Below are 25,873 nucleotides of genomic sequence, written 5' to 3'. Positions count from 1 at the left end.
CTCAGCACTCGTTGTTCCAATACACCTTGTTCCCGGAGACGGCCGACCAGTCCTCGGCATGCGACCACTGGCCCGCCGCGGTGTTGGGGCTTCGGGTGACCAAGCCGTTCACCGACACCGACGAACGGTGGCAGTTGTTCGGGTGGTAGTAGTTCGAGTACAGCGTGAGGCCGGTGTCGCCGTAGTCCCAAGCGCCACCGCCCGGGTATTCCCTGGTGGCCAGGGCAGGTGCCGCGACGCCGACGATGGCGCCCGCACCGATCATGACTGCGATCAACGGCTTGCGAATCCTTGATGTTGCCAACGTGCACACTCCTCCTGGGCAGGACCCCAGACCCCGCCCGATCGTCTGTTGTGCCAGAAACGACCCCCTCAGAGGGCCGCCGTCCGACCCTAACGACGCGACCCGTCGGTTACCCAGCGTTTCGAGACGGATCGAATAGGTCACCGAACGACCCGATCGCCGTGTACGGAGACAGCGGAATCGCGCCCGGGTCCGGGTGACGTATCTTCCTGGCATGGCTGATCTTGGATTGCGGTTGTCGGTGGACGGGGCGGTCGCCCGGGTGGTGCTGGATCGGCCGGAGGTGCGGAACGCGCAGACTCCGGCGATGTGGGCCGCCTTGTCGGATTTCGGGGCGGCGCTGCCTGATGAGGTCCGGGTGGTCGTGGTGTCGGGGGAGGGGCAGTCGTTCTCGGCGGGGCTGGATCGCAACCTGATGATGGGCGAGCCGGTCGACGGGCAGGAGCCGCTGCTCACGCTGGGGAAGAAGCCTGCGGATGAGTTGCAGGAGTTGATCTCGCACTTTCAGGGTGGGTTCTCCTGGCTGCGCAGGCCGGAGATCGTGAGCATTGCCGCGGTCCAGGGACATGCAGTGGGGGCCGGGTTCCAGCTGGCGCTGGCTTGCGATCTGCGAGTCGTGACGCCGGACGCGAAGTTCAGCATGCGGGAGCCGGCGCTCGGGCTCGTACCGGACCTCGGCGGGACGCAACCCCTGGTGCAGCTTGTCGGGTACTCCCGAGCGCTGGAGATCTGCGTGACGTCGCGGTGGGTCGAGGCGGCTGAGGCGCATCAGCTCGGGCTGGCGAACATCGTCGTACCGGGTGAGGAGCTGGCCGGGACGGTGAAGGATCTGTCCGACGCGGTGCTGTCGCCGCTGGTCGGTGCGGTGCGGGAGACGAAGGCGCTGCTGCTGGGAGCCTCCGACCGTACGTACGAGGAGCAGCTGAAGGCGGAGCGGGAAGCCCAGGCCCGGCGGCTCGCCGAGCTGATCGCGGCCTTCGGCTGAACGCAGGGAAGCAAAGCCTGAGGTCAGGTGTTGTCAACGTTGACGAGTTGAGTGTGGGGAGGGACCGGGATGTCTGCAGGAATGCGAATGGGTGGTGGCGGCGGCAGCGCGATGAGCTGGCGGCGGCAGGACGCGTCGGTGGTGGATCAGAAGCTGGCCAAGGGCACGCTGCGGCGCATCCTGCGGTTCGCCAAGCCGTTCAAGTGGCACATCACCGCCTTCCTCGCGCTCGTCATCATCTCGGCGTTCCTGGTGATCGCGTCGCCGCTGCTGTTCAAGAAGATCGTCGACGACGGCATCACCAAGGGCAACGCGGGCTTGGTGACCGCGCTGGCCCTGGTAGTCGCATTGCTCGCGGTTGTCGAGGCAGCGCTCGGCCTGATGCAGCGTTGGTTCTCGGCGCGCATCGGTGAGGGCTTGATCTACGACCTGCGGACGAAGGTCTTCGCGCACGTGCAGCAGATGCCCGTCGCGTTCTTCACCCGGACGCAGACCGGCGCGCTCGTGTCCCGGTTGAACAATGACGTGATCGGCGCCCAGCAGGCATTCACGTCGACGCTGTCCGGTGTCGTGTCCAACGTGATCAGCCTGATCCTGGTGGTCGGCGCGATGCTGCTGCTCAGCTGGCAGCTGACGGTCGTCGCGATCCTGATCCTGCCGGTCTTCCTGCTGCCGGCGCGGTACCTCGGACGCCGGCTGGCCGCGATGACGCGCGAGCAGATGACGCTCAACGCGGAGATGTCGACCGCGATGACCGAGCGGTTCTCCGTCGGCGGCGCGCTGCTGGTGACGCTGTTCGGCAAGCCCGAGCTGGAGAACGCGCAGTTCGGTGAGAAGTCGGGCCGGGTCCGCGACCTGGGCATCCGGATCGCGATGCTCGGCCGGGTCTTCTTCACCGCGCTGACGCTGGTCGCGGCTCTAGCTACAGCACTTGTCTATGGTGTCGGCGGCAACCTCGCAGTACGCGAGACCCTGACGGTCGGGACTCTGCTCGCGCTGGTCGCCTTGCTGGGCCGGCTCTACGGTCCGCTGACGGCGCTGTCGAACGTGCGCGTCGACGTGATGACCGCATTGGTTTCCTTCGAGCGCGTCTTCGAGGTGCTCGATCTGGAGCCGATGATCAAGGACGCGCCGGACGCGAAGCCGCTGCCCGACAACGCGGCCTCGGTGACCTTCGACAAGGTGTCGTTCGGGTACCCGACCGCCGAGCAGGTCTCGCTGGCGAGCCTCGAGTCGGTCGCCGTGCTCGACAAGCGGGTCTCCGCGCAAGTACTCGAAGACATCTCCTTCACCGTCGAGCCCGGGCAGATGATCGCGCTGGTCGGCCCGTCCGGTGCCGGCAAGACGACGATCACCAACCTGGTGGCCCGCTTGTACGACGTGACCGGTGGTGCGGTGCGGATCGGCGACAAAGATGTCCGCGAGGTGACGCTGGAGTCGCTGCACGACGCGATCGGGTACGTGACGCAGGACGCCCACATGTTCCACGACACCATCCGCGCGAACCTCGCCTACGCAAAGCCTGACGCCACCGAAGAGGAGATGGCCAACGCATTGCGCTCGGCGCAGGTGTGGGACCTGGTCCACTCCTTGCCGGACGGGCTGGACACCGTGGTCGGCGACCGTGGACACCGGCTGTCCGGTGGTGAGCGGCAGCGGCTGGCGATCGCCCGGTTGTTGCTGAAGGCACCGCACATCGTCGTACTGGACGAGGCGACCGCTCACCTGGACTCTGAGTCCGAGGTGGCGGTCCAGAAGGCGCTGGACACCGCACTGGAGGGCCGGACCTCGCTGGTGATCGCGCACCGGCTGTCGACCGTGCGGAACGCGGACCAGATCCTGGTGGTTGACCACGGCAACATCGTCGAACGCGGGACGCACGAGCAGCTGCTCGCCCTCGACGGCGAGTACGCCGACCTGTACCACACCCAGTTCGCCGAATCCGGCTCAGCTGCGGGGGTCTAACCAGCGGACGCGGTAGCGATTGTTCTGGTGAGCTCATCCACTGACAAGGGCAAGATGCCGCCGTACTGGCGTCGCGACGGACGGCCTCATCGCGAGCAGCATCCGCACCACGTCATCACTGGTGAAGCGCAGCTCCGCCGGCAGCGGTCCTGGTGTGCGCCGCGGGCTGACCGTCCCGGCTGCGACGTGCTTGTAGACGGCGTACACCGAGATCCGCAGCAGGTCCGCGACCTCGTCCGTCGTGTAGAGGGTTGGAATCACACCTGTCTAACGACGCCGACTACTTTTCGTCTTGTTCGAGCAGATGAAGAACCGGTACGCCGAGATGCCGGCGGGCCGAATTGGTCCAGTCGAGGTGGAAGAACTCGGCCACGATGTGCGGCCGGGTGAGGATGATGACCTCGCGCCCGCCCACCTTGTCGACCGTCGCCGTCAGCGCGTCGATCGGCCGGTCGTGCGAGATCCCGCCCTCGGCCTGCTGACCGAGGTCGCGCAGCCGCTGGATGCTCCGCCCGGTGCAGTCGCTCGCCTCACTGTCGATCGCCTTCTGCGCCTCGGCCAGATCCTGCCGCTGGTCGGCGAGTCCTGGTCCGTAGAGATCCGCCGTGCCGAGCGCGCTGATCGACGCCTCGACACCCGCCTCGGCGTTGTGGCACGGCACGAGCACGTGGTACTTCACCGTCTCGGGCATGTCCTGGTGCAGCTCGACCACGCGCTGGGCATCGGGTTCGGTCAGCTCCTGCTCGACGAGCAGTACGACGTCGTACATCTCGGTACCTCCGGTTCGTACCAGTCGGTATGCCCCCATCATGCCCCCGAAAGGAACCTGGTGGGGGCAGAATGGCGGCCATGAAGCTCCCCGTGATGCCGCCGGTCGCGCCGATGCTGGCGAAGCCGATCAAGCAGATCCCCGACGGCAACGTCAGCTTCGAGCCGAAATGGGACGGGTTCCGATCGATCATCTTCCGCGACGGCGACGAGGTGGAGATCGGCAGCCGGAACGAGAAGCCGATGACCCGGTACTTCCCTGAGCTGGTCGAGGCGATCAAGGCCAACCTGCCCGAGCGCTGCGTGATCGACGGCGAGATCGTCGTGGTCGGCGCGTCGGGGGACCGGCTCGACTTCGAAGTACTGCAGCAGCGGATCCATCCGGCCGCCTCCCGGGTCAAGATGCTGTCGGAGACGACGCCGGCCCGGTTCGTCGCGTTCGACCTGCTGGCGCTGGGCGATACCGATTACACCGAGCGGCCGTTCGCCGAGCGGCGGGAGGCGCTGGAGCAAGCGCTGGCCAAGGCCGCGGCGCCGATCCACCTGACCCGGACCACGACCGACAAGGCGACCGCGACCGACTGGTTCAACCAGTTCGAGGGCGCCGGACTGGACGGCGTGATCGCGAAACCGCTCGACGGGCTGTACCTGCCGGACAAGCGGACGATGTTCAAGATCAAGCACGAGCGGACCGCGGACTGCGTCGTCGCGGGGTACCGGGTGCACAAGAGCGGCGAGAACCGGATCGGGTCGCTGCTGCTCGGGCTCTACAACGCCGAGGGCGTGCTCGCGAGCGTCGGCGTGATCGGCGCGTTCCCGATGGCTCGCCGCGAGGAGCTGTTCGTCGAGATGCAGGAGCTTGTCACGGACTTCGACAATCACCCGTGGGCCTGGGCGAAGCAGGAAGAGGGCAACCGGACACCGCGCAACGCGGAGGGCAGTCGGTGGCAGGCCGGCAAGGACCTCAGCTTCGTGCCGCTGCGCCCCGAGCGGGTGGTCGAGGTGAAGTACGACCACATGGAGGGCGTCCGCTTCCGGCACACGGCCCAGTTCGTGCGCTGGCGCGAGGACCGTACGCCGGAGTCGTGCACCTACGAGCAGCTCGAGGAGCCGATCAAGTTCGACCTGGCCGACGTACTGACCGCCCGGCCCTGAGGCATGCTGGACAGGTGAACCCGGGGGCGCGGACAATCCAGACATGACGGCGGAACGGATCGAGCTGGCGCGTCCCTCGGACGCCGAGCGTGACCGGGCGCTGGCGATCCTGCGCGACGGCGCCGGCAGCGGCCGCCTCTCGCACGACACCTTCATCCGCCGGATGAACTTCGTACTCCGCGCTCAGAGCCGCCGCGAACTCGCCAACGCGACCCACGACCTCCCCGGCACCGAGCCCCGCGCGGTCCAGCTCCTCAACCGCCTGCTCGCCCGCATCCCGCGCCTGACCATCGCACCCCGCACCGCGAAGCCGTACGTCCGCCCGCAAGGCCTTGCCCTGCCGTCGCCCGGCACACCGACGGTCCGCATCGGCCGCGGCCCCGGCGCCACGCTCCGGGAGACCGACCTCTCCGTCTCCCGCTTCCACGCCGAACTACGCCACGTAGACGACGGCTGGCTCCTCCGAGACCTCGGCTCGATGAACGGCACCCACCTCAACGGCCTCCGCATCACCACCCCCGTCCGGGTCCGCCCAGGCGACCACATCCGCTTCGGCGCAGTCACCTACCGCCTAACCTGGACCGACCCCAGCTAACGTGCCTGCCCGGACCTACCCGGGCTAGCGCTCCTGGCCGGTGGACTTCTCCGGGCCATCGGTACCGGCCTTCCGCGCCGCGGGCGCAGTTGCCGGCGTACTGACTGCTCGACTGGCCGGCGACGTCCCCTCAAGAGCCGCCTGAGCCGCCTTCGCCACCTGCAGGTTCGGGTGCGACCCCTGCTGCTCCGACGGCACCATCGAGTTGAGCTTGTGCGCAAACCCCTTCAGATCCTGCTGGGTCGCCATCTTGTCAATCAACTCAGGCATCGTCTGAGGGGCCCGCCGATTCCGGTCCACCATCTTCTGCATAGCCCCGACCACCTTGTCCGGGTGCTCTTCGAGCATCTGGTTGAGGAACTCCGACGTACGCTCGACCTTCATCGCATGTCTTCCGCTGGTCGGCGGGTCGAAGTCCTTCGTGTTCTCGGTGACCAGGACGTCAGCCTCACTGTGCACGGCGGCGGCGAGGACATGCTTGTCCTTGTCGTCGGCGCGCATCTCCGGCATCAGGTGCTGATAGTCCGTCACCAGTGCTTCGGGAAAAGCCTTGGCCATCTGGGCGAACCGGGAGTCGGCGCGCTCGGCGGTGACACCGGCGGGGCGGTTCCGCTTCACTTCGTCCAGTACCTCGGCCGACCACTGCGGCTCGTAGAGCTTGCTGTCCGCGAGGCTCAGCATGATGTCCGTCGTCAGTTGCCCACGGAGCACGTTCGCGTCGAGAAAGGCTATCCGCGGATCTGCCACCGGCGATCAGCTGCCCTTCGGAGGTTCTTGGTCCCAAGGCTCCTCGTCAGCCAAGGCCTGGAGGGCCTCCTCACGCTGGGCCTTTCGGCGGGCGTCGAACGCCAGTACATCGGACAGCTTCACCCAGTCGACGTACTGGCTGGAGCGGAACGGGATCTCACCCTTGCCGACGATCTGCCGGAACTGCTTGCGCGACATCGAGATGGCATCGGCGGCCTCGTCGACCGGTACTTCCTGCCGCAAGGGTGTGACCTGAAGCGCATACCCCTGACGCAGCGCCTCCTCCACGAACGCCATCACCTCGTACACCTTCGGCGGAAGGTCACGGCGACTGCCGTCCGCCCCGACCAACGCAGGCCCGCCAGGCACCACATTCCGATCCTCCTCAGCCAACAGAAAGACCTCAGTACTACTCGGCGTAACGTCCATGCTTCGGATTCTAGGACGCGGGAGTCCGTAGTCGTTGGCAATTGTCCACAGGCCTGGACCGATCCGAGCTAGCGCTCCTGCCCGGTGGACTTCTCTGGGCCATCGGTGCCGGCCTTGCGAGCCTCAGGAGCGGTTGCCGGCGCACTCACCGCTTTGCTGGCCGGCGCCGTCCCGTCAAGCGCTACCTTGGCAGCCTGAGTCGCCTGCAGGTTCGGGTGCGAGCCCTGCTTGTCCGGTGGGACCAGCGAGTTGAGTTTGTGGGCGAAGCCCTTCAGGTCCTGCTGGGTCGCCATCTTGTCGATCAGCTCCGGCATCGTCTGCGGCGCCCGGCGGTTGCGGTCGACCATCTTCTGCATGGCGCCGACCACCTCCCGCGGGTGATCGTCGGCGAGCTGGTTCAGGAACTCCGAGGTGCGCTCGACCTTCATCGCGTGCGGTCCGCTGGCCGGCGGATCGAAATCCTTGGTGTTCTCGGTGACCAGGACGTCCGACTCGCCCTGGACGGCCGCGGCGAGCACGTGCTTGTCCTTCTCGTCCGCCTGCATCTGCGGCTCGAGTCCCTCATAGCCGGTCGTCATCGCGGCCGGGAACACCTTGTTCATCTGCGCGAAGCGCTTGTTGACCTGTTCCTCGCTGACGCCCGGCGGACGGTTGCGTCCCGCCTCGTTCAGCACGTCCTGCGACCACTGCGGCTGGTAGAGGCGCTCGGCGGCGAGCGTCATCATGATGTCGGTGGTGAGCTGGCCGCGCAGGACGTTCGCGTCGAGGAACGCGCTGCGGGGGTTCGTCATCGGTCACCGTCCTGCGAGTCGTCCCACGGCTCTTCCTCGGCGAACGACTGGAGCATCTCGTCCCGCGCGGCGTCGAGCCGGGCGCTGAGGGCCAGTACGTCGGACAGCTGGACCCAGTCGACGTAGTCGGACGAGCGGAACGGGATCTCGCCCTGGCTCACCAGCAGCCGGAGCTCCTTGCGTGGCATCAGGGCCGCGTCGGCAGCCTCGTCGATCGGCAGCTCGTGGCGCAGCGGGGTGATCTGGACGGCATACCCCTCGCGGAGGGCGGCCTCGACGTATGCCATCGCCTCGTAGACCTTCGGCGGGATGTCGTGCCGCGCGCCGGACGGGTCGGTCAGTGCGGGGCCGTCGGCAACCAAGTTGCGGTCCTGCTCGGTCAGCAGAAATACCTTGGGCCTGCTTGGCGTGACGTCCATGCGGCAGATTCTAGGCGTTCATGGGGTGAGGATGGTCGGGTGCGCGCCGGGGTTGAGTGACCACCAGGGGCGGGTGGCGGCGTGGGTGGTGATTGTTTGGCGGTAGACGTCGGTGAAGGCGCGGTGGATGAGGTCTATGTCGGTCTGGGGGGTGCTGTCGGCGCGCCAGCGGAGGGCTCGGCGCCAGAGCAGAGGTGCGCCGGTGATCGGCAGGACGATCGTGTTGGGGATCTCGCGGACCGTCGGCGCGCACAGGCTGATGCCTCGGCCGGCGCCGATCAGTTGCTCGATCTCCGAGGTGTCCAGGTTGGCGTAGCGGAACTCCGGGGTGAAGCCGGCCGATTCGCAGATGCTCCTGAGGTAGGCGAGATCGCCGTCCTCCTTGCCCGCGGGCGGGCAGATCCAGATCTCTTCGGCCAGGTCTTCCAACGCGATGGTGTCCTTGCCGGCGAGTCGATGGTCGGCCGGCAAGGCGACCGCGAAGGGTTCGGGCCAGACCATCGTCTGCTCGCGGATCCCCGGCGGGCACGGCGGCGCGAAGGCGTCGTCACAACGCCCGAGCATCACCACGTCGACCACATCGGCCGCCAGCAGATCAGTCAGTACTGCGCACGACGGATCCACCTGCGCCGCGATCTGGCGGCCCGGCAGCAGCTGTTCGAGTCGCGACAGCCAGGCCCCGAACATCACGGTCCGGACCGCGCCGAGGCGTAGTACGGAGGAGCTGGTCGTATAACGCCGGCTGCTGCCCACCAGCTCATCCATGTCGGCCAGCATCGCTCGCGCACGGCCGAGCACATGCTTGCCGAGCGGCGTCGCGACGACGCCGTACGGGCCGCGTTCGAACAGGACACCGCCGATCGCGTCCTCGATTCTGTGCAACTGGGCGGTCAAAGACGGCTGGGAGACGCCCAGCGCCGCCGCGGCCTTGGACACGCTGCCCGTGTCGGCGAGGCGGCAGACGACCCGTAGATGGCGTAGTTCCAGCTCCATAGCGGTGAGGTTATGCCCTGCTGGGATAAGACAGCCATAACTCGCAGATGCCAATCTCTTCCAACAGAGGAAGCCGGGAGTTCATCCACCTGCCCACGGAACTCTTCGGCGCGCACGCCCAAGTGCGCCACCAGGCATCCTCGCCCCGCCATCCGCCGGCTGGTTTGCAGCCCCCCGGCCGATGGCGGGGCTCCCGCCCCCTCAGTGAGGAAGTGTCCCGTGAAGAGCACAGCCCTGCGCGTCGTCGCAGCCGGTTGCGTGCTGAGCCTGGCAGTAGCCGCCACAGCGGTGATCGCCATGAAGATGCCCTCGGCATCGGCTCAGCAAGACGCAGCACCACCGGTGAATCCGCGAGCCGCCGCGCTCAAGACGGCGGACCGCCTGGTCCAAGGCCGGGTCGCCGAACTCAAGGCGAGTCCGAGCGACCAGTTCGTCCGCCAGCAAGACATCAGCACGCCCTGGGGTCTGCAGTACGTGAGCTACCAGCGCACGTACCAGGACCTGCCCGTGATCGGCGGCGACTTCGTCGTCACGACCGATGCCCAAGGCAACGCCAAGAGCCTGACCGTGGCTCAGCAAGACGTCATCAACGTCAACCGGCAGCCGGTCGTCACCAAGGCCGCCGCCAAGAAGGCCGCCCGCACGGCCATCACCGACGGCAAGGCGGCTCCTGGTGAGCCGACGCTGGTCGTCTACGCCGGTACGAAGAAGCCGGTACTGGCCTGGGAAGCGATCGTTCAGGGTCGCAACCACGGCGAGCTGAGCCGGCAGAAGGTGTACGTCGACGCGCGCAGCGGCAAGGTGCTGCAGGCGATCGAGCAGACCGCCGCCGGCACCGGTACGGGCATCTGGAACGGCTCGAACCTGACCATCGGCACCACCAAGTCGGGTACGACGTACTCGATGACGGACCCGGCCCGCCCGAACCTGCGGTGTGGCGACCAGTCCACCGGCAGCACCTACTCCGGCTCGGACGACGTGTGGGGCAGCACGTCGAAGACCGACAAGGAAGCCGGTTGCACCGACGTCATGTACGTCGCCGCCGGCGAGTGGGACATGCTGAAGAACTGGTACGGCCGTAACGGGCTGGACGGCAACGGCAAGTGGGCCGATGCGCTCGTCGGCCTCGGCGACGTCAACGCCTACTGGGGTTCGCAGTACAACTCCGACGGTGTCGTGTTCGGCTACAACAACGCGCGCAACTGGATCACCGCGACGGACGTGGTCGCGCACGAGTACGGCCACGGCCTGGACGCGATGACGCCCGGCGGCATCTCCGGCTACCCGTCCCAGGAAGCCGTCGCCGACATCTGGGGCACGCTGAGCGAGTTCTACCTGAACAACGCCAACGACAAGCCGGACTACGAGATCGGCGAGACGATCAACCTGACCGGCAGCGGCCCGATCCGGTACATGTACCAGCCGTCGAAGGTCTCCGGCCACCCGGACTGCAACTCGTCCAGCCTGCCGAACGAGATCCACGCGTCGGCCGGCCCGATGAACCACTGGTTCTACTTGCTTGCCGAGGGCACCAGTCCGACCAACGGCCAGCCGAAGAGCCCGACCTGCAACAACACCACGCTGACCGGCATCGGCCACCAGGAAGCCGGCAAGCTGTTCTACAACTCGATGTTGATCAAGACGTCGAACATGTCCTATGGCAAGTGGCGTTCGACCACGCTCACCGCTGCCAAGAACCTGGACAGCACCTGCGCGTTGCACGCCAAGGTAAAGGCCGCTTGGGACGCCGTCTCCGTCGGCGCCCAGTCCGGGGAAGCGACCTGTACTCCGAGCGGCAACGACTTCACGCTCTCCGTCTCACCGGCCAGCGGGTCGGTCAAGCCGGGGGAGACCGCGACCGCCACGGTGAACACCGTGATCGGCAGCGGCTCGGCCCAGACCGTCCGCCTCACCGCGAGCGGGCTGCCGAGCGGCGCGACGGCGACCTTCGACCCGAGCTCGGTCCAGTCGGGCAACTCGTCGAGCCTCAAGATCGCCACCACGTCGAGCACGCCGGAAGGCGCGTACAACGTGACGATCACCGGTGACGGCACGGACGTCGACAAGACCGCGACGTACCGGCTCACCGTCGGCGGTTCCACCCCGCCCGCCGGCGTACCGGACATCTACGTCGAGAAGGTCAAGGCGCACCTGGCCGCGCTGCAGCAGGCGGCCGACAACAACGGCGGCAACCGCCGGGCCGGCAGCGCGGGCCACACCGCGTCGGTCAGCTACATCGAGCAGAAGCTGCGCGACGCCGGCTACACGGTCGTCAAGCAACGCTGCACGAGCTGCCAGTACCCGTCGGACAACCTGATCGCGGACTTCCCGGGCGGTGACGCCAACCAGGTCGTCATGCTCGGCGCCCACCTCGACAGCGTCAGCGCGGGCCCCGGCAGCAACGACAACGGCTCGGGTTCGGCCACCATCCTGGAGGTCGCGCTGCGGCTCGCCCAGGACAAGCCGACGCTGGCCAAGCACGTCCGGTTCGGCTGGTGGACCGACGAGGAGCAGGGCCTGAACGGCTCGAAGTTCTACGTCGGCCAGCTGTCCTCGACCGACAAGTCGAAGATCAAGGCGTACTTCAACTTCGACATGGTCGCCTCGACCAACGCCGGGTACTTCGTCAACAACATCACCACCGACACCGGCAAGGTGCTGAAGGCCTTCTACGACGGCCTGAACCTGCAGCCGGAGGAGAACCAGGAGGGTGTCGGCCGGTCCGACGACGCCTCGTTCAAGAACGCGGGCATCCCGACCAGCGGTGTCGCCGCCGGCGCGAGTGCTCGCAAGACCACGGCTCAGGCGCAGAAGTGGGGCGGCACGGCCAACCAGGCCTACGACTCCTGCTACCACTCGGCCTGCGACAAGTACCCGTCGAACATCTCCTCGACGGTGCTCGACCGGAGCGCGGACGCCGCGGCGTACGGGCTGTGGAAGCTGGCAGTCGGCGATGCCCCGCCGACCGGCAGCGACTTCTCGATCTCGCTGAGCCCGGCCTCGGGGTCTGTCGCCCCGGGCAGCTCGGTCCAGACGACGGTCGGTACGACGACCAGCAGCGGTGACCCGCAGTCGGTGCAACTGTCGGCCAGCGGTCTGCCGACCGGAGCGACCGCATCCTTCTCGCCGTCAACGGTGACGTCGGGCAGCTCCTCCACGCTCACGCTGGCGACCTCGGCCACAACACCGGCCGGGACGTACCAGGTGATCGTGAAGGGGACGGGTGCGGTCAGCCACCAGGCGACCTACAGCTTGACCGTGACCGGGTCCTCAACGGGCACCGTGACCGTGCAGAACCCGGGCAGCCAGTACGGGTTCGTCGGCTGGTCGTCCTTCCCACTGCAGATCCGGGCCACCTCGAGCGCCGGCCTGCCGATCACCTTCCGGGCGACGGGCCTTCCTGCGGGCCTGTCGATCAGCGCAGCCGGAGTGGTGTCGGGTACGCCGACGGTCAGCGGCTCTTACACGGCGACAGTGACTGGAACCGACAGTGGCGGGGCGAGCGGTAGCGCCACTTTCGCGTACACGATCTGGTAAGAACCCCGCGACAGCAGCGCCCCGGACCGTCCACCAGGCGGCCCGGGGCACTCTGCTTTCAAGGCTTGGTGACCTCGATCTGGAACTCGTGCACCCACTTGGACTCGTCGTCCGGGTCGAAGGCCAGGCAGACCTCGCGGGCGTAGCCGACGCTGCGGTAGCCGCCGTCGTCGATCCAGCGGGCGAGGATCTGCATGCTCTGGTCTGCGTGGTCCATCGAACCCTGGTGGACGATCGTCGCGGCGGTCGTCAGCTCGGGCAGGTCGACGACCTGGAAGTCGCCGCTGGCAGTCTGGTCCGGCTTGACGGTCACAGCGGCGTGCACGACGACAGCCTCGCCGTCGGTCTTCTCGTAGTACGCGACCGGCGGACCGTCCGGTTGCACGCTCGCTGCGCCTAGCCGCTCCCAGATCTGCCCGTACAGCGGCTGGATCACCGGCGTGATGTCGGGTCCCTCGTAGCTCGCCGCCACGGCCGACAGTTCGGCGACGCGGACGGACGGGATCGTCTTCAGTACGACGTCGTCAGTGGACATGTGCCCCTCCTTCTCGATGATCCGGAGCCTCGCCTCGACCGCATCGAGCCGGATCGCGTCCTCGGCCAGCCGCTCCGCCAGTTGCGCGCGGCGGAGCCGGAGCATGCCGCGCAGCTCCTCGGGCCCGACCTTGGCGTCGACGATGTCGCCGACCTGCTGGAGGGTGAAGCCGAGCTCCTTGAGCGCGACGATCCGGTTCAGCCTGCGCAGCTGGTCGGCGGTGTAGTACCGGTAGCTGGTGGTGTGGTCGACGCCGGCCGGGCGCAGCAGGCCGATCGCGTCGTAGTGCCGCAGCATCCGCGTCGACACCCGGCCGAAGGCGGCGAAGTCTCCGATGGTGAACATGTCTCAACGGTGGGGCTTGACACGGTGTGAAGGTCAAGCGGGGATCAGTACGACTTTTCCGACGGTCTCGCGATTCTCCAGCGCGCGGTGGGCGTCGGCCGCCTTGGCGAGCGGGTACTTCGTGACGAGGGGAGTCCAGTGGCCCTCGATGGACTCGTGCAGAGCCTTGGCCTCGAGAGCGCGGAGCTTGCGCATGAGCTTCGGCCCGATCGCCCAGGTGGCGGTGAGACCGCGAGCCATCAGGTCGTTGGTGGTGAGCTGGATCGGGCCGCCGCCGGACCAGCCGAACATCAGCAGCCGGCCGCCGATACCGAGCAGCTCGAATGCTCGCTGCCCGTTCTCACCAGCCACGCCATCCAGTACTACGGTCAGCTCCCGCCCGTCGAGTTGCGTCTTCACCTGATCCGGCCAGTCGTCGGCCGTGTAGTCGATCGCGATCTGTGCGCCGAGCTGCTGCACCTGCTTGACCTTCTCCGGCCCACCGGCGAGGCCGACGGTCAGAGCCCCCGCGTTGCGGGCAGCCTGGACGAAGAGGCTGCCCAGGCCACCTGCTGCGGCGGTGATGAGGACGGCGTCTTCCTGTGTGAGGGCCGCTTGCTCGAGGATCCCGGCTGCCGTCCGCCCGGTACCGATGGTGGCGACGGCGGTCGCGCCGTCCAGGTGGTCGGGGATCTCGTGCAGCGACTGCACCTTGGCCACCGCCAGGTCGGCGTACCCGCCGGGGTTCGGTCCGAGGTGGACGACGACGCGCTTGCCGATCCAGGACTTGGCCACGCCCGGACCGACCGCATCGACCGTGCCCGCGACCTCGCGGCCGGGGATCGTCGGGAGTTCTGGCGGGGCAACCGGGCCCCCACCCGCGTTGCCCGCGCGGAGCACCGTGTCCAGCAGATGCACACCAGCCGCCTCAACCCGGATCCGCACCTGTCCGGACTCGGCAACGGGGTCGGGCAGTTCCTCGTAGGTCAGGTTCTCGGCGGGACCGAACTCGTGCAGCCGTACCGCGTGCATCAGCACTCCTCACTGGGGGTCAACGCGTCTGAAGCTATGACCTCAAGAGCAGTTGAGGTCAACTCTTTGTAGGGTGAGGGCATGCCGATCCGACTCAGCGAGCGCCGGCCGGAGGTGAGCCCGGACCGGTTGCTGTCCGAGTGCGTGCCGCCGCTGCGCTTCGCCGACGTCCGCTTCGACACCTACCGCCCCAACCCGGCCGAGCCGAGCCAGTCCGAGGCCTTGGCCGTACTGCGGGAGCGCGGGCTGGCCTTGGCGGAACCGCGCAGGGAGCGCTCTCTGTGGGACCGGCTGCGCGGGGCGAAAGCGCTCTCTGCGGGCAAGCCCGGGTTCTACCTCGACGGCGGATTCGGGGTCGGCAAGACCCACTTGCTCGCCTCGCTGTGGCACGAGTCGGCGGGGCCGAAGATGTACTGCACCTTCGTGGAGCTGACGAATCTGGTCGGCGCGCTGGGGATGCGTTCGGCGGTCGAGGCGCTGTCGGCGTACCGGCTGATCTGTATCGACGAGTTCGAGCTGGACGATCCGGGCGACACGGTGCTGATCTCGCGGTTGCTCGGGCAACTGGTCGAGGCGGGGGTCGAGCTGGCGGCGACGTCGAACACATTGCCGGACAAGCTGGGCGAGGGACGGTTCCAGGCGACGGATTTCCTGCGCGAGATCCAGGGGTTGGCCGCGCATTTCGACGTACGGCGGATCGATGGTCCGGACTACCGGCATCGCGGGTTGCCCGTTGCTCCCGAGCCTTGGCCGGACGGCCGGGTAGAGGAGACGGCGGCTGCGATTCCGGGTGCATCGTGCGATCACTTCGTGGATCTCTATCGGCAGTTGGCTGAGCTGCATCCGAGCAAGTACGGCGCTCTGCTCGATGGCGTGACAACGGTCGGTATCACCGACATCCGTGAACTGACTGACGAGAACGTCGCGCTGCGGCTGGTGGTGCTCGCGGACCGGATGTACGACCGCGACATCCCGTTGCTGGCCGGGGGAGTAGCGCTCGACCGGATGTTCACGCCGGAGATGCTCAAGGGCGGCTACCGGAAGAAGTACCTGCGAGCGCTCTCCCGGCTGATCGCCCTCGCCCACGTCGGGATGGCCCCGGCGAGTTGAGTGGTCTTACTCAAGCCGCGTGGGCCGGTGCCGTGGTTCGCTGAGGCATGACCACAGACGAGCAGCGATCAGTCCCCACGCCGGCGGTAGGTGCTCTCGGGGCGTTGGCCCTGGCGATCGTCCTGCTCGGTGTCGGCGGGTTCGTGCGGTTCCACGACAACTCGGGCTTCGGCAGTGATCAGTGGATCCTGCCGCTCGGGTTCCTGGCGGCCGTGGTCGCCGTTGGCGGCGCCGGTATCGCCTTGCTCAGTAGCCAGTCGAGGCGGTGGTTCGGGGGCGCGCTGGTGTTGCTCGACATCGTCCTGGTCTGGCAGAGCACCACCAACGATGCGTTCCGGTTCGTCTGGATGGCCGATGAAGGCGAACTCTTCTTGCTGGAGGTCGCGATCGGGCTGATCGGGCTGGTGCTGCTCGCCACGTCCATCCAGCCGTCCGGCCAAGCCGCCGGCTCGCATTGGCTGGTCCGGGCAGCCCTGTACCTGTCCGGTGTCGTGGCCGCCGTGATCGTGGCCTTCTTCATCGGCGTGAGCAGGTACGAGTCGACACACTGCCAGCAGGTCGCCTCGTGTGACGACGATGACCTGAGCGGGCTGGTCTGGGGCGTCAGCGGGAGCCTGATCGCGCTGGCCGTGGGTGTGGTGCTCATCGTCGTCACCGAGTTGGTCCGGCGGCAGCGACAGACGAGTGTCTCTGCTTGAGCTGATCCCGGCTGCTGATGAGGCAGGATGGGCAGATGGCGAAGAAGAAGGCTCCGAAGCCGGATGACGTGGCGGGTGGCAGGTTGCTGGACCAGTTGCGGGTGCCGCAGGGTTCGGTGGACCTGAGCGCCTGGGACACGCGGGCGACGACCGGGTTCCCCGGCAGCAAGGACGAGGGCAAGATCGCGCTGGACGCGATCGGGCCCGAGGTCTCCGAGTGGCAGGAACGGCTGTTCGCCGAGGGACGCAAGGATGGCGAGCGCCGGGTGCTGCTGGTCCTGCAGGGCATGGACACCTCTGGCAAGGGCGGTGTGATCCGGCACGGCGCGGGGCTGATGGACCCGCAGGGGCTGAAGATCACCTCGTTCAAGGCGCCGACTCCGGCGGAGAAGCGGCGCGGGTTCCTCTGGCGGATCCGCCAGGCGCTGCCCGGTCCCGGCATGATCGGCATCTTCGACCGGTCGCACTACGAGGACGTACTGATCGCCCGGGTCCGCAACCTGGTCGCCCCGCCGGTCTGGCACCGCCGGTACGAGCAGATCAACGAGTTCGAGGCCGAGCTGGCCGCGAGCGGCGTGACGGTCGTGAAGTGCTTCCTGCACATCTCCGAGGACGAGCAGAAGGCCCGGTTGGAGGCCCGCCTCGACGACCCCACGAAGTACTGGAAGTACAACCCGGGCGACGTCGACGAGCGCGAGCTCTGGCCCGCGTACGCCGAGGCCTACCAGGCGGCACTCGAGCAGTGCAACAACGCCGAAACCCCCTGGTACGTGATCCCCAGCGACCGCAAGTGGTACCGCAACTGGGCCGTCACCACCCTGTTGCTGGAAACCCTGAAAGACCTCAACCCGGAGTGGCCCAAGCCCGACTTCGACATCGAAGCCGAGAAGGCGCGCCTGGCTGCGACCTGATCAGGCCGGCCAGGGTGGGGTCTCGGCTGTGTAGGTGAGGACGAGGAGTATGTCCTGGAGGTCGCCCGTCGCGATGGCATCCTCCAGGGCTTGCGCGTCGGCAGGGTTGGGCGTGCGGAGGTTGAGCGTCCAGTCGCCGTACGGAGTGGGCGCCTCGCCACCCGCTGCCATGGCGGTGAGCGGTAGCCAGGAGGCGCCGTTGCCGCGTCGGGTGCTGATGGTGCCGTCGATGGATCGGGCGGCTCCGCCGGCCACCGTCGTACCGGTTGGTGAGGTGCGGCTCAGGCCCGGAACTGTGAAGGTCTTCAGGACCGGGGCGTCGCCCGACAGGTAGAGGCTGACCTGGTCCAGCCGAATGCTGTCCAGGTTGGCGGGGAGGTCGTCGCGACTGACGCTCAGGTTGAGCAGCCCACGATCCGGCTCGGCGAGCAGGTCGGGGTTGAACAGGTCGTACCAGGCATCCGGGAAGTCGTTGCGCAGACTGAACGCGATCTCCGAGCGCACCCGTGGGGTCAGCGACTGGATGACCGCGCGGCCGTAGTCGTAGCTCTGCAGCGCCGTGTAGTCGATGGTCAGCAAGACGTCGGACAACCGGCTGAAGTCGAACCGGTTCGATGCCCTGGGCAACCGTAGCTCCCAGCTGGCGTCGACGCCGTTGCCCTCGAACGGCAGGTACATCGTCTCGGCCGGCTGCTCGCCCTCGAACACCCCGGTGCCGCCGATCGGAACGCTGAGCGCGACGGTCTCCGGATCGCGCCGGATCGTCACCGGCTGGAACGGCTCCGGCCCGACCACGACCCGGGAGATCCCGGTGCTCGACAGCGTTGCCTTGATCCCGTCGATCGGTGGCACCAGGGCGATCACCGAGGTACGGATCCGCCGGATCAGTCGCAGGTACTGGCCGGGGAAGTCACGATCGAAGAGCTCGGTCGGCGTCGAGAACACCAGCACCCCGGTCTCCCGGAAGGTCTGGAAGTCGGCGGGGGCCAACTGGGCGAGCGACAACGTCTTGGAGACCGCGAGCTTGCGCCGGTCGGTGTCGAATGCGTACTGGTCCAGCTGGTAGAGATCGGCCAGCAGTCGTGCTGACCCCGTGAGACCGCGACGGTCGTCTGAATCAGTGGCGGTGGCCGCGGACGACGGGACGGTCCAGTAGTCGGAGCGGATCGTCACCGGTGGCTGCTCCTGGCGTTCGAAGGCCAGCTGGGCACGGGCGACGTTGAGCATCGCCGCGGCCTGCTGGAGCAGCGAGCGGTAGACGTCGCCGAGAACGCCGCTCATCCAGTCCCACAGCTCGAACCCGGTGAAGCGGTTGGCCAGGTACTCCAACGTGTCGCGGGCCTGGCTGTCCTGGGTGCTCGCGATCGTCTGCTCCTGTTCGACGATCACCACCCGGTCCTGCGCGAGGCTCTGCTCGGCTGCGCCGATCTGGAGGTCCTGGGCACTCAGGGCAGCCTGCAGCCGCCACTCGTCCATCCGGCGTTCCTGGCTGGCCAGCAGGCTGTTCTTCGCGATACTCGCCTGAATGCCCGCGCCCAGGATGGAGGCCGTCGCGCCGGCGGCGGCGAACAGACCCACCGAGGCGGCGCTCGCGACAGCCGCGGCTGCACCGAACTGAGCGGATGCAGCGGTCGTGATGGCCTGGGCTGTCTGCACGCTGGCACTCGCGATCGCTTCGGCTCGCTGTGCGTTCGCGGCATCGTCGTACAGGTCCATCATCGACTGTTCGTAGTCGTTCAGGCCGTTGGCGATCCAGGCCTGGTAGGTCTGTTGCTGAATCAGGGTGCGCTGGATCTGCAAGTCCGCCAGCTTCACTCCGTCGTTGGCCTCGGCGACTCGCAGGCTCTGTAGCCGCACCTGCGCGGTAGCCAGCGTCAGCTCCTGCCGTGCCTTCAAGAGCGTGTAGCCGGCCTCGTCTCGTCGTTCCGACGCGTTGAGGTACTGCATCTCGATCTGAGCGGCTTGCGATACGAGCTCCTTGGCCCGCGCGATCAGTACCGCGTACCGGTACGCAGTCGGTGGTACTGCGCGAGCAGTGGGGACACTGAGCTGCCCGTTGGTCGCAACAGGCATGCCCGTAGTGGTGTCGGTGGCGGCCGCATAGGCGGGCACTTCACGCAGGATGCCGGCCAGGTTGCGCCCGGAGCGGAGCTTCCGCAGGCCGAGCTCCGCATGCGCGCGCAGTGTGCCGACAGCCGGGTTCGGCGGGATGCAGAACTGCAGGGGCGGCATTGCGATCGGCGGAGTCGGTACGCCGCCCGGCGTCGGGCCGCTCACAGCGCACCCAGGCTGACCGGGAGGGCCGTGCTCAGTGAGCCGGCCAGTCGGACGGCCTTCTCCACGGCGGGATCAGTGAGCAGTGCCGTGTACGCCGTTGCCCGGTGCGCCGCAGACTCGAGTACCACTCCGCCGGCTGTCGGTGGTGGTGCCGCCGACGCAAGGACTTCTTCCTTGTAGGACAGCAGCTCCGGTACCACCGTGGCCCACTCCGCCATGCCTGCCTTCGCTTGCTGGATCAGCTTGAGGTACTTCTCCGGAGTGAAGACGGAACCGGGTGCCGGGAAGGCGGCTCCCTGACTGAGTTCCTCCGCGATTGCGCCCAGCGCCGCTGCGACCTCTGGTGGCACCGATTCGCCCGGGCTGATCTGCAGTGCCCCGATCAGCGCGCCGCAGTCGGGCAGAGCCTGGCGGAACTCCGGCACGTCGCAGAGGCCGAGAGCACTGTCGTAGAGCAACCTGGCCCGGACCAGGGACTCACTGGTGTCGGTGCCGAATTCGTTGTCCGCGTAGGCGTTGAGGCAGCTGATGATGGCAGCGATCGCGTAGCGCGCGGTTGCCGCTCGACGGGTCCGGGCTACGGCATGCGGGTTGAGAGGGTCGAGCAACCAGCCCTCGGGCTGGCGTAGTACCGAGGTGGCGGGGAGGGTGGCGTCCAGCGCGAGGCCGTGGTCGATGTAGCGGTCGGGGAGTGGGGCTCGGTAGTCGTAGACAGTGGCGAACCAGTCGAGTGCTGCGACGTACTCACCGGTTCCCTGCAGGGCCAGGGCGAGCTGCTGCGGCACTAGTCGGTAGGCCTCCCGTAGTACGCACAGGAGGCTCTCCGAGGCGGCCGCGTTGTTGTCGTAGACGCCACGGATGGCTACGCGCCGGTTCTGGAGTTCGAAGACCGTCTGCTGGGACGGGATCGAGGTGACCGAGCCGAGTACCGGTACGACGTCGAACTTACGGCTGCTGATCAGCTTGTCGCCTTGCAAGCGGCACAGGTAGGCGTACCAGTGGCCTGCGTTGCCGGGTGCGACGAGGAAGGACGGCGACGTCGCACCGGTGTGCCGGGCGAGGCTGGGGACGCCTGGAGAGAGGTAGACAGTCCCCGGTTGTATTGCGCCGGCGGTGTAGCTGAACGCTTGGTACATGCTGGTGCCGCCCTGCTCGGTGAAAACGAGGACCGTGGACGGTCCGCCCGGCAGTACTCCGACGACGCGGTCGGGCAGCTCCACTACTGAGGCCGCCAAGCCACCACTGCGTTGTGGGTACACGCGAACGCTGGTGTTATGGGCGTAGACGAGCCAGTTGTGGCCACCTGTCCTCAGAGCGCCATGGAGACCTGTGACAGTCTCCGAGCCGAGGAAGCCGCCGGTGGTCATGAGGTTGGGGACCACCTCGCACGCGGCCCAGTCGCCGGCGACCTGGGCGAAGCCGTCGGTACTAGCGTTGAGCGTCCGGATGTACGCCTTGCTGGACGAGGGGGTGTGGATGGCGAGCTGCGGCGCCTCGTCTACCCGGTCCGACTGCACTGGGACCACCACCATCCGGTCGATGTTCTCGACGACGCCACCGGCTCCCGGCGGCAGACCGCCGACCGCGACAGCCCCGGCCTCGCAGAAGTCGTCCCGCCCGAAGCGATCGAGATCGAAACGCGCCCGGACCAGCGTGTGATCGCCGGCCTCAGAGGCGATCAGGAACAGGCTGATGTAGTGCTGATCAAGGGAAGGGTTCAGCCAGGGCAGCGCACCAACGATGCTGGTGACCTTGGGCGCCGCACTGTTGGTCTCCTTGGCTGCCAGTGGCACCTCGGTCCAGAACCCCTGCGCGTAGCCACCCGCGTCGACCTCCGCCTGATCGAAGGTGCACCAGTAGACCCGCCCGGTCGGCGACCGTCCGAACAGGAACTCCACCGCGCGCAGGATCGGTACACCGCTCGGCCCCATCACCCGGACCGCGACGCGGCAGGACGCCTGGACCTTGAGCGCGGACACATCGGCGAGGTAGTTGGCGTAGTCGAGAGCCAACGCGTCGGCCTGAGCCGGTGTGACCCGCCGGGTGGGCCGCGTCTGGGCGACGAGCTCAGCGAAGGCAGGAGTCTGCCGTGGAGCGAGCGACGGCAGCAGCAGGTTGTCCGGATAGAGCCTGACGAAGACGGCGGAGCGCCAGGTCGCATACGACCCGATCCACTGCCACTCGGCGTCGAACTGCATCGCATCCAGCTCGAGCCGCTCACCTGGCAACTCGCCCCAGGCCGACCAGGCACCGGCGGCGAACTGCCGGAACCACAGGGCCGTACCGAATCGCCAACGCCGCACGCCGTAGACGTCGACGACACCGGGCTCGGGACTACAAGCAGTCGGTGAAGCCTCTAGTTGCGGATCAGTAGCCGCCAGGCCGGCGTCGACGTCTTCCCACGCGAGCCAGACGCCACCGTCGCGGACCAGTCGGTTCAGGCGCCCACCCAGGTTCTGATAGAGCTCCAGGCGACCGGCGTCCACCATTACTGCGTCACTGCCGAGGATGCCCGTCAGGTTCTCGCTCTGCCACGTCGCACCGTCCCACCAGCGATGCAACGGTTTGAACAGGTCGGCACCGGCCCGGGCGACGACCAGGTCAACCGTGTCGGGCGTGAGCGAGGCAGCCGCCGGCACCCGTTGCGAGGTGACGCCCGTGTCTTCTGGTGCCGACCAGGTGATCCCGTCCCAGCTGAGGCGGAGTACCTGCAGGTCGCCGATTCGTAGTACGTACGCGTCGAGCGCGTTAGAGCCGCGGGCAGTCAGAGCAGGGCCGCCGGTGAGTTGGGGACTGCCCGGCACTTGCTGCCAAGGCTCCCAGCCGGACTCGTAGCGGCGTCCCCAGAGGGTGCGGTCGCCACCGACGACAGCAATGTCGAAGCCCTCGCCGCGAAGGGCGATAGCCAGAGCGGAGGGCGTCAAGAAGCCAGCACCCGGCAGTACGCCGATGTTGTGCCAGGTCCGCCAGATACCGTCCCAGACCCGGTGCCAGACGATGCCGTCGTCATCCAGCGCCAGCAGATGAGTACGGCCGTCCGGTGTCGCTACTGCTCGGACGGACGACCGTGGGGAGAACTTGCCGGGGTCATCCAGTGGCAGCTGCCCAGTACGAAGCCGGAACAGCAACTCCTGCAGGGTTTCGATGGCTTGCGCGACCCTGGTCGTCCGATGGGTTCCGGCCGTCCGCAGGTCCAGCAACAGCCGTCGGGTAAGCCAGTCTGCCTCCTCGGCCAGGGACTGGCCCTCGGCGTCCGACACCTCCACCAAGAGATCTCGCAACAGAGGCAGCGTGCTCTCCTCGGCGCTGTTGCGACTTGCGTTCACGCCAGCGCCGATAGCAGCTTCCTGGCCGATCCGGGCCTCCAGTACTTCGGACCAGGAGCGCCGTGGATCCCTGGTCGACAACCAGGGCGCGATGGTCAGGCTCACCGCTGTCAGCGGTGCGGTGCTGGCGTCCGTGGCCAGCCGGAAGTAGTCCGGTGAGAGCGTGATACCAGCAGCCTGTTCCGCTGCTCTCCACTCGGCGAAGTCGCGTTGCTTTCCTGCCACGAGCAGCGTGTCGATGACCGCATCCCACTCCGGCACGAGGATCGGCTGCCCGGCCAGGGCAAGCCGCACGATCGGGATGAGGAAGGCGAAGGCGGCCGAGTTCAGGCCGAGCGGAGCAAGCCGCGGACCGATCCGTTCGCCGAGCCGCTGCGCGTCATCCAAGGCCCCGAGCTGGGTGACGTCGACAGCGTCGCCGGGGCGGCTCAGCGCCAGCGCGATCACATCAGCCAACCCGGCGGCAGGATCGGCAGCAGCATCCTTCGCCGCCACCAGCGCAGTCCGTCGAGCCGCGAGGTCGTTGTAGCGCGCCAGCCAGAGGTCATACGCAGCATTGCCCGGCCTGGTACTACGGAGGTCGGCCATGCCGATGGTCTGCGGGTCGAGCAGCGGAACGCCTTCTACCGCAGGGATTGGCCAGTCCTGAGCCAGCCATCCAGCCCGGAGCCTGCTGAGCCGCCAGCACTGGAGCAACGGCGCTACCACCACCGAGATGTCGGCCGCGTCGGCGGTGTAGGCGAGCTCTACCGAGCCCACCAGGCCACTACCTTCGCGAGGAGTCAGTCTGACCGGCCCGTTAGGAGTCGCACGCACGCCTAGAGCAACCAGCGTCGCTCGGGCGGCGTCTGCGTACGCAGAGACCACATACTGCGGACCGTCTTGAGTGACAGAGAGATGGACCACGCCATCAGCGTCGGTATTGCGATCTGGGTCGGAGCCGGTGAATCGCCAGCTGGTCAACTGTCCGGCGGCGTCACCCTCCTTGAGTCCGACCAGTAGCGGGGGAGCCGTAGTACCGGCGAGCCCGAAAGTGCGCTCGAGGAACTCCTCTGTCAGCTCAGCCGGAAGCGAAGCGTCGCGGTAGAGCTGATCCAGCGATGCCTCAGGAACAGCGAGCCGCTCGGCCAGGGCGAGCCGCTCCTCGGGACTCCCGTTGCGAACCCGCCGCACCTCCTCGTACGACGTGCCGGCACCGGCGAGCAGGGCCGTGTAGGCAGCCAGCCGGTAGTCGGCTTCGCCGGCTAGCAGGCGGTTCTCCTGGCCGGCCCTGAGCAATGGCCTCAGGCCGACATAGGAACGCAGCACCTCTACCGCTATCCGCACCTGCGGCACGGTGGCTTCCGCGGCCTCGCAGTCCAGCGGGAGACCGGCGAACGGCTGGTGGAAGCGTGCGGTGAAGTATCCGAGGTCCAGCGGCGCATCGCCGTTCTGCACATGCTTGAGCGCGTAGTCGAGCAGGCTGGCCAGGTAGGCGCCTGGACTCACTGCGGATTCGCAGTCGCCGCAGGAGCAGTGCAGATCGGTCATGAGCTGAATCCGTTCGCGAGGTCAGCGGCCTGGCCGGCCAGCAGGAGGTCGAGCATGCCCACCTGCGCCTGCGCGCTGGTTCGGAGTGCTACTGCTCGTTCAGCAGGCAACTGGTCGGCGGTATGGGCGAGGAAGCGTCCCCAGGGCGTGGCGGCGATCGCCCCGACGCTGGTGTAGTCCAGCGCGAGCAGGCTGCTTGCCTCGACCGGATCTGGAGTCAGTAGATCCAGCTCGGTCAGTGCATCGAGCGTCCGGGCATCACCGGCATCGAGGTCCTGCAGGCCTGCGACGCCACCGCGGCGGCGGATGTCGGCATAGCCGGCGATCCCTGCTGTAGCGAGGATGTCGAGCGTGCCGGGCGTCAGCTGGAAATGCCCAGCGGTCACCAAGGCCTCGAGATCCGGCGGTGTCGGCACGGGCACTCTGACCTCGGTATCTGGGGGCAGGACGTCGGCGGTGACCTCCGTCTGATCGTCGGAGATCAGCAGCCGCAGAGATGTCGCCACACTCGGGTCAGCGGAGTAGTAGCTGACCACGACGGCACCGAGCGCATCAGTGACGTCTGCCCCGAGATCACTGGTCCCGTCATAGGCGTGGACGCCGTAGCCGACCAGCGGCTCCCCGCTGGCCGCGGCTACCAGCAGGAGCCGCACGGAGACCTGGGTGAGTGCGCGGCCGCGCAGTGCTTGCGCCAGTGCATGAGCCCGCTCTCCAGTCAGCGGAGGGATGATCCGAGCGTCAGCGGCTCGCCGGAGCGAATCAGCGAGCCGGTCGGGATCGGTAGCGGTCAGCTCCTTCAGCAGCCGAGCCAGGTAGTCGTCACGCCGCTGCTCGTCGTCAAAAGGCGGTAGCTGACTCCAGAGGTCGGGGACAGCCAGCCGTGCCCAGCCGTAGAACGCTGCGGCGACCAGATTCGTAGTACGTGACAGCAGGTCGGCCGCACGCAGGTAGGCCAGGTGGAGGAGCTCGTCGGCATCCTGCCCGAGGTCCCTTGCCAGGAAGCTCAGATCGGCCTCGGTCAGGTCACCCGGTGCGAGGTCGCCCAGCTCCGGCGCGATGGCCGCCAGCAAGGTCTCGTACTCCGAACCGCCGGCCGGCTCGGCGTCACCCCGTACCGTCAGCTCGACGACGAGCGGGCTGATCGCGTTGAACAGGATGTCGTCGCCCCGGCCCTGATGGTTGCCGGTGACAACCTCCTGCAACTCGAGCAACCGGCCGTCAGGCCCGGACACGGTGAACGTCAGGTCCGGCCGGGTCGCCTCGAAGCCGAGCGCGAAGGAGCCCTCCGGGTCCGTGGTCGCGCGCCCGAGGACGACCGGCCCGTCCGGCAGCCGCCGCTCCCGGCTGGGCAGGCCGCGTTCCTCGGCGACGACCAGCAGCCCGGCCGGGTCGCCGTCGCGGCGGCGCACGATCCCTGAGATCACGAACGGTTCGGGCATCTG

General features: G+C 67.7%; 21 protein-coding genes. 8 read left to right on the top strand and 13 right to left on the bottom strand.

Annotated features, from left to right (window positions below; translation table 11 throughout):
- Position 1: 1 nt before the first annotated feature.
- Entirely contained in the window at positions 2 to 304 is a 303-nt protein-coding gene (locus OHA70_RS32465) for a lactococcin 972 family bacteriocin (protein ID WP_328324121.1), read from the bottom strand.
- Positions 305 to 518: 214 nt separating this feature from the next.
- Here OHA70_RS32465 and OHA70_RS32460 point away from each other — a divergent pair, with 214 nt between their 5' ends.
- The gene (locus OHA70_RS32460) at positions 519 to 1,289 is read left to right on the top strand and encodes an enoyl-CoA hydratase/isomerase family protein (protein WP_328324119.1); all 771 of its coding nucleotides are present in this window, start codon (positions 519 to 521) and stop codon (positions 1,287 to 1,289) included.
- Positions 1,290 to 1,358: 69 nt separating this feature from the next.
- Positions 1,359 to 3,254 (top strand): ABC transporter ATP-binding protein, encoded by a 1,896-nt coding sequence (locus OHA70_RS32455; RefSeq protein ID WP_328324117.1) that lies wholly within the window; start codon positions 1,359 to 1,361, stop codon positions 3,252 to 3,254.
- Positions 3,255 to 3,287: 33 nt separating this feature from the next.
- Here OHA70_RS32455 and OHA70_RS32450 read toward each other — a convergent pair whose 3' ends face one another.
- Together OHA70_RS32450 and OHA70_RS32445 are read right to left on the bottom strand one after the other, a co-directional pair.
- Positions 3,288 to 3,515, bottom strand: a complete 228-nt coding sequence (locus OHA70_RS32450) for a helix-turn-helix domain-containing protein (protein ID WP_328324114.1) — start codon at positions 3,513 to 3,515, stop codon at positions 3,288 to 3,290.
- A 19-nt stretch (positions 3,516 to 3,534) separates the two neighbouring features.
- Positions 3,535 to 4,023, bottom strand: a complete 489-nt coding sequence (locus OHA70_RS32445; RefSeq protein ID WP_328324112.1) for a hypothetical protein — start codon at positions 4,021 to 4,023, stop codon at positions 3,535 to 3,537.
- An 80-nt stretch (positions 4,024 to 4,103) separates the two neighbouring features.
- Between OHA70_RS32445 and OHA70_RS32440 the strand changes: the two genes are divergently transcribed.
- Both OHA70_RS32440 and OHA70_RS32435 read left to right on the top strand, forming a co-directional pair.
- Positions 4,104 to 5,177, top strand: a complete 1,074-nt coding sequence (locus OHA70_RS32440; protein WP_328324110.1) for an ATP-dependent DNA ligase — start codon at positions 4,104 to 4,106, stop codon at positions 5,175 to 5,177.
- A gap of 43 nt (positions 5,178 to 5,220) precedes the next feature.
- Positions 5,221 to 5,772 (top strand): DUF1707 and FHA domain-containing protein, encoded by a 552-nt coding sequence (locus OHA70_RS32435; protein ID WP_328324108.1) that lies wholly within the window; start codon positions 5,221 to 5,223, stop codon positions 5,770 to 5,772.
- A 24-nt stretch (positions 5,773 to 5,796) separates the two neighbouring features.
- Here OHA70_RS32435 and OHA70_RS32430 read toward each other — a convergent pair whose 3' ends face one another.
- The 5 genes from OHA70_RS32430 to OHA70_RS32410 form a co-directional block, all read right to left on the bottom strand.
- Complete coding sequence (locus OHA70_RS32430; protein WP_328324106.1) at positions 5,797 to 6,519, bottom strand: PIN domain-containing protein; 723 nt, start codon at positions 6,517 to 6,519, stop codon at positions 5,797 to 5,799.
- Between the two features lie 6 nt (positions 6,520 to 6,525).
- On the bottom strand, positions 6,526 to 6,948 hold the full coding sequence (locus tag OHA70_RS32425) for a hypothetical protein (RefSeq protein ID WP_328324104.1): 423 nt from the start codon (positions 6,946 to 6,948) through the stop codon (positions 6,526 to 6,528).
- A 68-nt stretch (positions 6,949 to 7,016) separates the two neighbouring features.
- Entirely contained in the window at positions 7,017 to 7,739 is a 723-nt protein-coding gene (locus OHA70_RS32420) for a PIN domain-containing protein (RefSeq protein ID WP_328324102.1), read from the bottom strand.
- Positions 7,736 to 8,158 (bottom strand): hypothetical protein, encoded by a 423-nt coding sequence (locus OHA70_RS32415; protein WP_328324100.1) that lies wholly within the window; start codon positions 8,156 to 8,158, stop codon positions 7,736 to 7,738. The genes OHA70_RS32420 and OHA70_RS32415 overlap by 4 nt, the downstream gene beginning before the upstream one ends.
- An 18-nt stretch (positions 8,159 to 8,176) precedes the next feature.
- Positions 8,177 to 9,151 carry a LysR family transcriptional regulator gene (locus OHA70_RS32410; protein WP_328324098.1) on the bottom strand — a complete coding sequence of 325 codons (975 nt, stop codon included), beginning with the start codon at positions 9,149 to 9,151 and terminating at the stop codon, positions 8,177 to 8,179.
- 219 nt (positions 9,152 to 9,370) lie between these two features.
- Here OHA70_RS32410 and OHA70_RS32405 point away from each other — a divergent pair, with 219 nt between their 5' ends.
- Positions 9,371 to 12,688, top strand: a complete 3,318-nt coding sequence (locus OHA70_RS32405; protein WP_328324095.1) for a M28 family peptidase — start codon at positions 9,371 to 9,373, stop codon at positions 12,686 to 12,688.
- A 58-nt stretch (positions 12,689 to 12,746) separates the two neighbouring features.
- Here the strand turns inward: OHA70_RS32405 and OHA70_RS32400 are convergent, their stop codons facing one another.
- The gene (locus OHA70_RS32400) at positions 12,747 to 13,568 is read right to left on the bottom strand and encodes a MerR family transcriptional regulator (RefSeq protein WP_328324093.1); all 822 of its coding nucleotides are present in this window, start codon (positions 13,566 to 13,568) and stop codon (positions 12,747 to 12,749) included.
- A gap of 33 nt (positions 13,569 to 13,601) precedes the next feature.
- Positions 13,602 to 14,579 (bottom strand): zinc-binding dehydrogenase, encoded by a 978-nt coding sequence (locus OHA70_RS32395; RefSeq protein ID WP_328324091.1) that lies wholly within the window; start codon positions 14,577 to 14,579, stop codon positions 13,602 to 13,604.
- An 81-nt stretch (positions 14,580 to 14,660) separates the two neighbouring features.
- Here OHA70_RS32395 and zapE point away from each other — a divergent pair, with 81 nt between their 5' ends.
- From zapE to OHA70_RS32380, 3 genes are read left to right on the top strand one after another with little or no spacing between them, the layout of a single operon-like run.
- On the top strand, positions 14,661 to 15,689 hold the full coding sequence (zapE, locus tag OHA70_RS32390; RefSeq protein WP_328324089.1) for a cell division protein ZapE: 1,029 nt from the start codon (positions 14,661 to 14,663) through the stop codon (positions 15,687 to 15,689).
- Positions 15,690 to 15,736: 47 nt separating this feature from the next.
- Positions 15,737 to 16,387 (top strand): hypothetical protein, encoded by a 651-nt coding sequence (locus tag OHA70_RS32385; protein ID WP_328324087.1) that lies wholly within the window; start codon positions 15,737 to 15,739, stop codon positions 16,385 to 16,387.
- A 35-nt stretch (positions 16,388 to 16,422) separates the two neighbouring features.
- Entirely contained in the window at positions 16,423 to 17,298 is an 876-nt protein-coding gene (locus OHA70_RS32380) for a PPK2 family polyphosphate kinase (RefSeq protein ID WP_328324085.1), read from the top strand.
- Here OHA70_RS32380 and OHA70_RS32375 read toward each other — a convergent pair whose 3' ends face one another.
- The 3 genes from OHA70_RS32375 to OHA70_RS32365 are packed head-to-tail and all read right to left on the bottom strand — an operon-like array spanning position 17,299 to position 25,870.
- Positions 17,299 to 19,575 (bottom strand): hypothetical protein, encoded by a 2,277-nt coding sequence (locus OHA70_RS32375; RefSeq protein ID WP_328324083.1) that lies wholly within the window; start codon positions 19,573 to 19,575, stop codon positions 17,299 to 17,301. It lies immediately after the preceding gene.
- The gene (locus OHA70_RS32370) at positions 19,572 to 24,431 is read right to left on the bottom strand and encodes a hypothetical protein (protein WP_328324081.1); all 4,860 of its coding nucleotides are present in this window, start codon (positions 24,429 to 24,431) and stop codon (positions 19,572 to 19,574) included. The genes OHA70_RS32375 and OHA70_RS32370 overlap by 4 nt, the downstream gene beginning before the upstream one ends.
- Positions 24,428 to 25,870 carry a hypothetical protein gene (locus OHA70_RS32365; RefSeq protein WP_328324079.1) on the bottom strand — a complete coding sequence of 481 codons (1,443 nt, stop codon included), beginning with the start codon at positions 25,868 to 25,870 and terminating at the stop codon, positions 24,428 to 24,430. The genes OHA70_RS32370 and OHA70_RS32365 overlap by 4 nt, the downstream gene beginning before the upstream one ends.
- Between the last annotated feature and the right edge of the window lie 3 nt (positions 25,871 to 25,873).

Origin of the sequence: Kribbella sp. NBC_00382 (genome assembly GCF_036067295.1) — a bacterium.
In the GTDB taxonomy this organism is placed as follows: domain Bacteria; phylum Actinomycetota; class Actinomycetes; order Propionibacteriales; family Kribbellaceae; genus Kribbella.
Note: the sequence above shows the minus strand (reverse complement) of the source record. Positions and strands in the feature narration are given on the sequence as shown.

Coding starts and splice junctions, on each gene's coding strand:
- OHA70_RS32460 (WP_328324119.1), top strand. CDS start 519: ATGGCTGATCTTGGATTGCGGTTGTCGGTGGACGGGGCGGTCGCCCGG.
- OHA70_RS32455 (WP_328324117.1), top strand. CDS start 1,359: ATGTCTGCAGGAATGCGAATGGGTGGTGGCGGCGGCAGCGCGATGAGC.
- OHA70_RS32445 (WP_328324112.1), bottom strand. CDS start 4,023: ATGTACGACGTCGTACTGCTCGTCGAGCAGGAGCTGACCGAACCCGAT.
- OHA70_RS32440 (WP_328324110.1), top strand. CDS start 4,104: ATGAAGCTCCCCGTGATGCCGCCGGTCGCGCCGATGCTGGCGAAGCCG.
- OHA70_RS32435 (WP_328324108.1), top strand. CDS start 5,221: ATGACGGCGGAACGGATCGAGCTGGCGCGTCCCTCGGACGCCGAGCGT.
- OHA70_RS32425 (WP_328324104.1), bottom strand. CDS start 6,948: ATGGACGTTACGCCGAGTAGTACTGAGGTCTTTCTGTTGGCTGAGGAG.
- OHA70_RS32420 (WP_328324102.1), bottom strand. CDS start 7,739: ATGACGAACCCCCGCAGCGCGTTCCTCGACGCGAACGTCCTGCGCGGC.
- OHA70_RS32415 (WP_328324100.1), bottom strand. CDS start 8,158: ATGGACGTCACGCCAAGCAGGCCCAAGGTATTTCTGCTGACCGAGCAG.
- OHA70_RS32410 (WP_328324098.1), bottom strand. CDS start 9,151: ATGGAGCTGGAACTACGCCATCTACGGGTCGTCTGCCGCCTCGCCGAC.
- OHA70_RS32400 (WP_328324093.1), bottom strand. CDS start 13,568: ATGTTCACCATCGGAGACTTCGCCGCCTTCGGCCGGGTGTCGACGCGG.
- OHA70_RS32395 (WP_328324091.1), bottom strand. CDS start 14,579: ATGCACGCGGTACGGCTGCACGAGTTCGGTCCCGCCGAGAACCTGACC.
- zapE (WP_328324089.1), top strand. CDS start 14,661: ATGCCGATCCGACTCAGCGAGCGCCGGCCGGAGGTGAGCCCGGACCGG.
- OHA70_RS32385 (WP_328324087.1), top strand. CDS start 15,737: ATGACCACAGACGAGCAGCGATCAGTCCCCACGCCGGCGGTAGGTGCT.
- OHA70_RS32380 (WP_328324085.1), top strand. CDS start 16,423: ATGGCGAAGAAGAAGGCTCCGAAGCCGGATGACGTGGCGGGTGGCAGG.
- OHA70_RS32370 (WP_328324081.1), bottom strand. CDS start 24,431: ATGACCGATCTGCACTGCTCCTGCGGCGACTGCGAATCCGCAGTGAGT.
- OHA70_RS32365 (WP_328324079.1), bottom strand. CDS start 25,870: ATGCCCGAACCGTTCGTGATCTCAGGGATCGTGCGCCGCCGCGACGGC.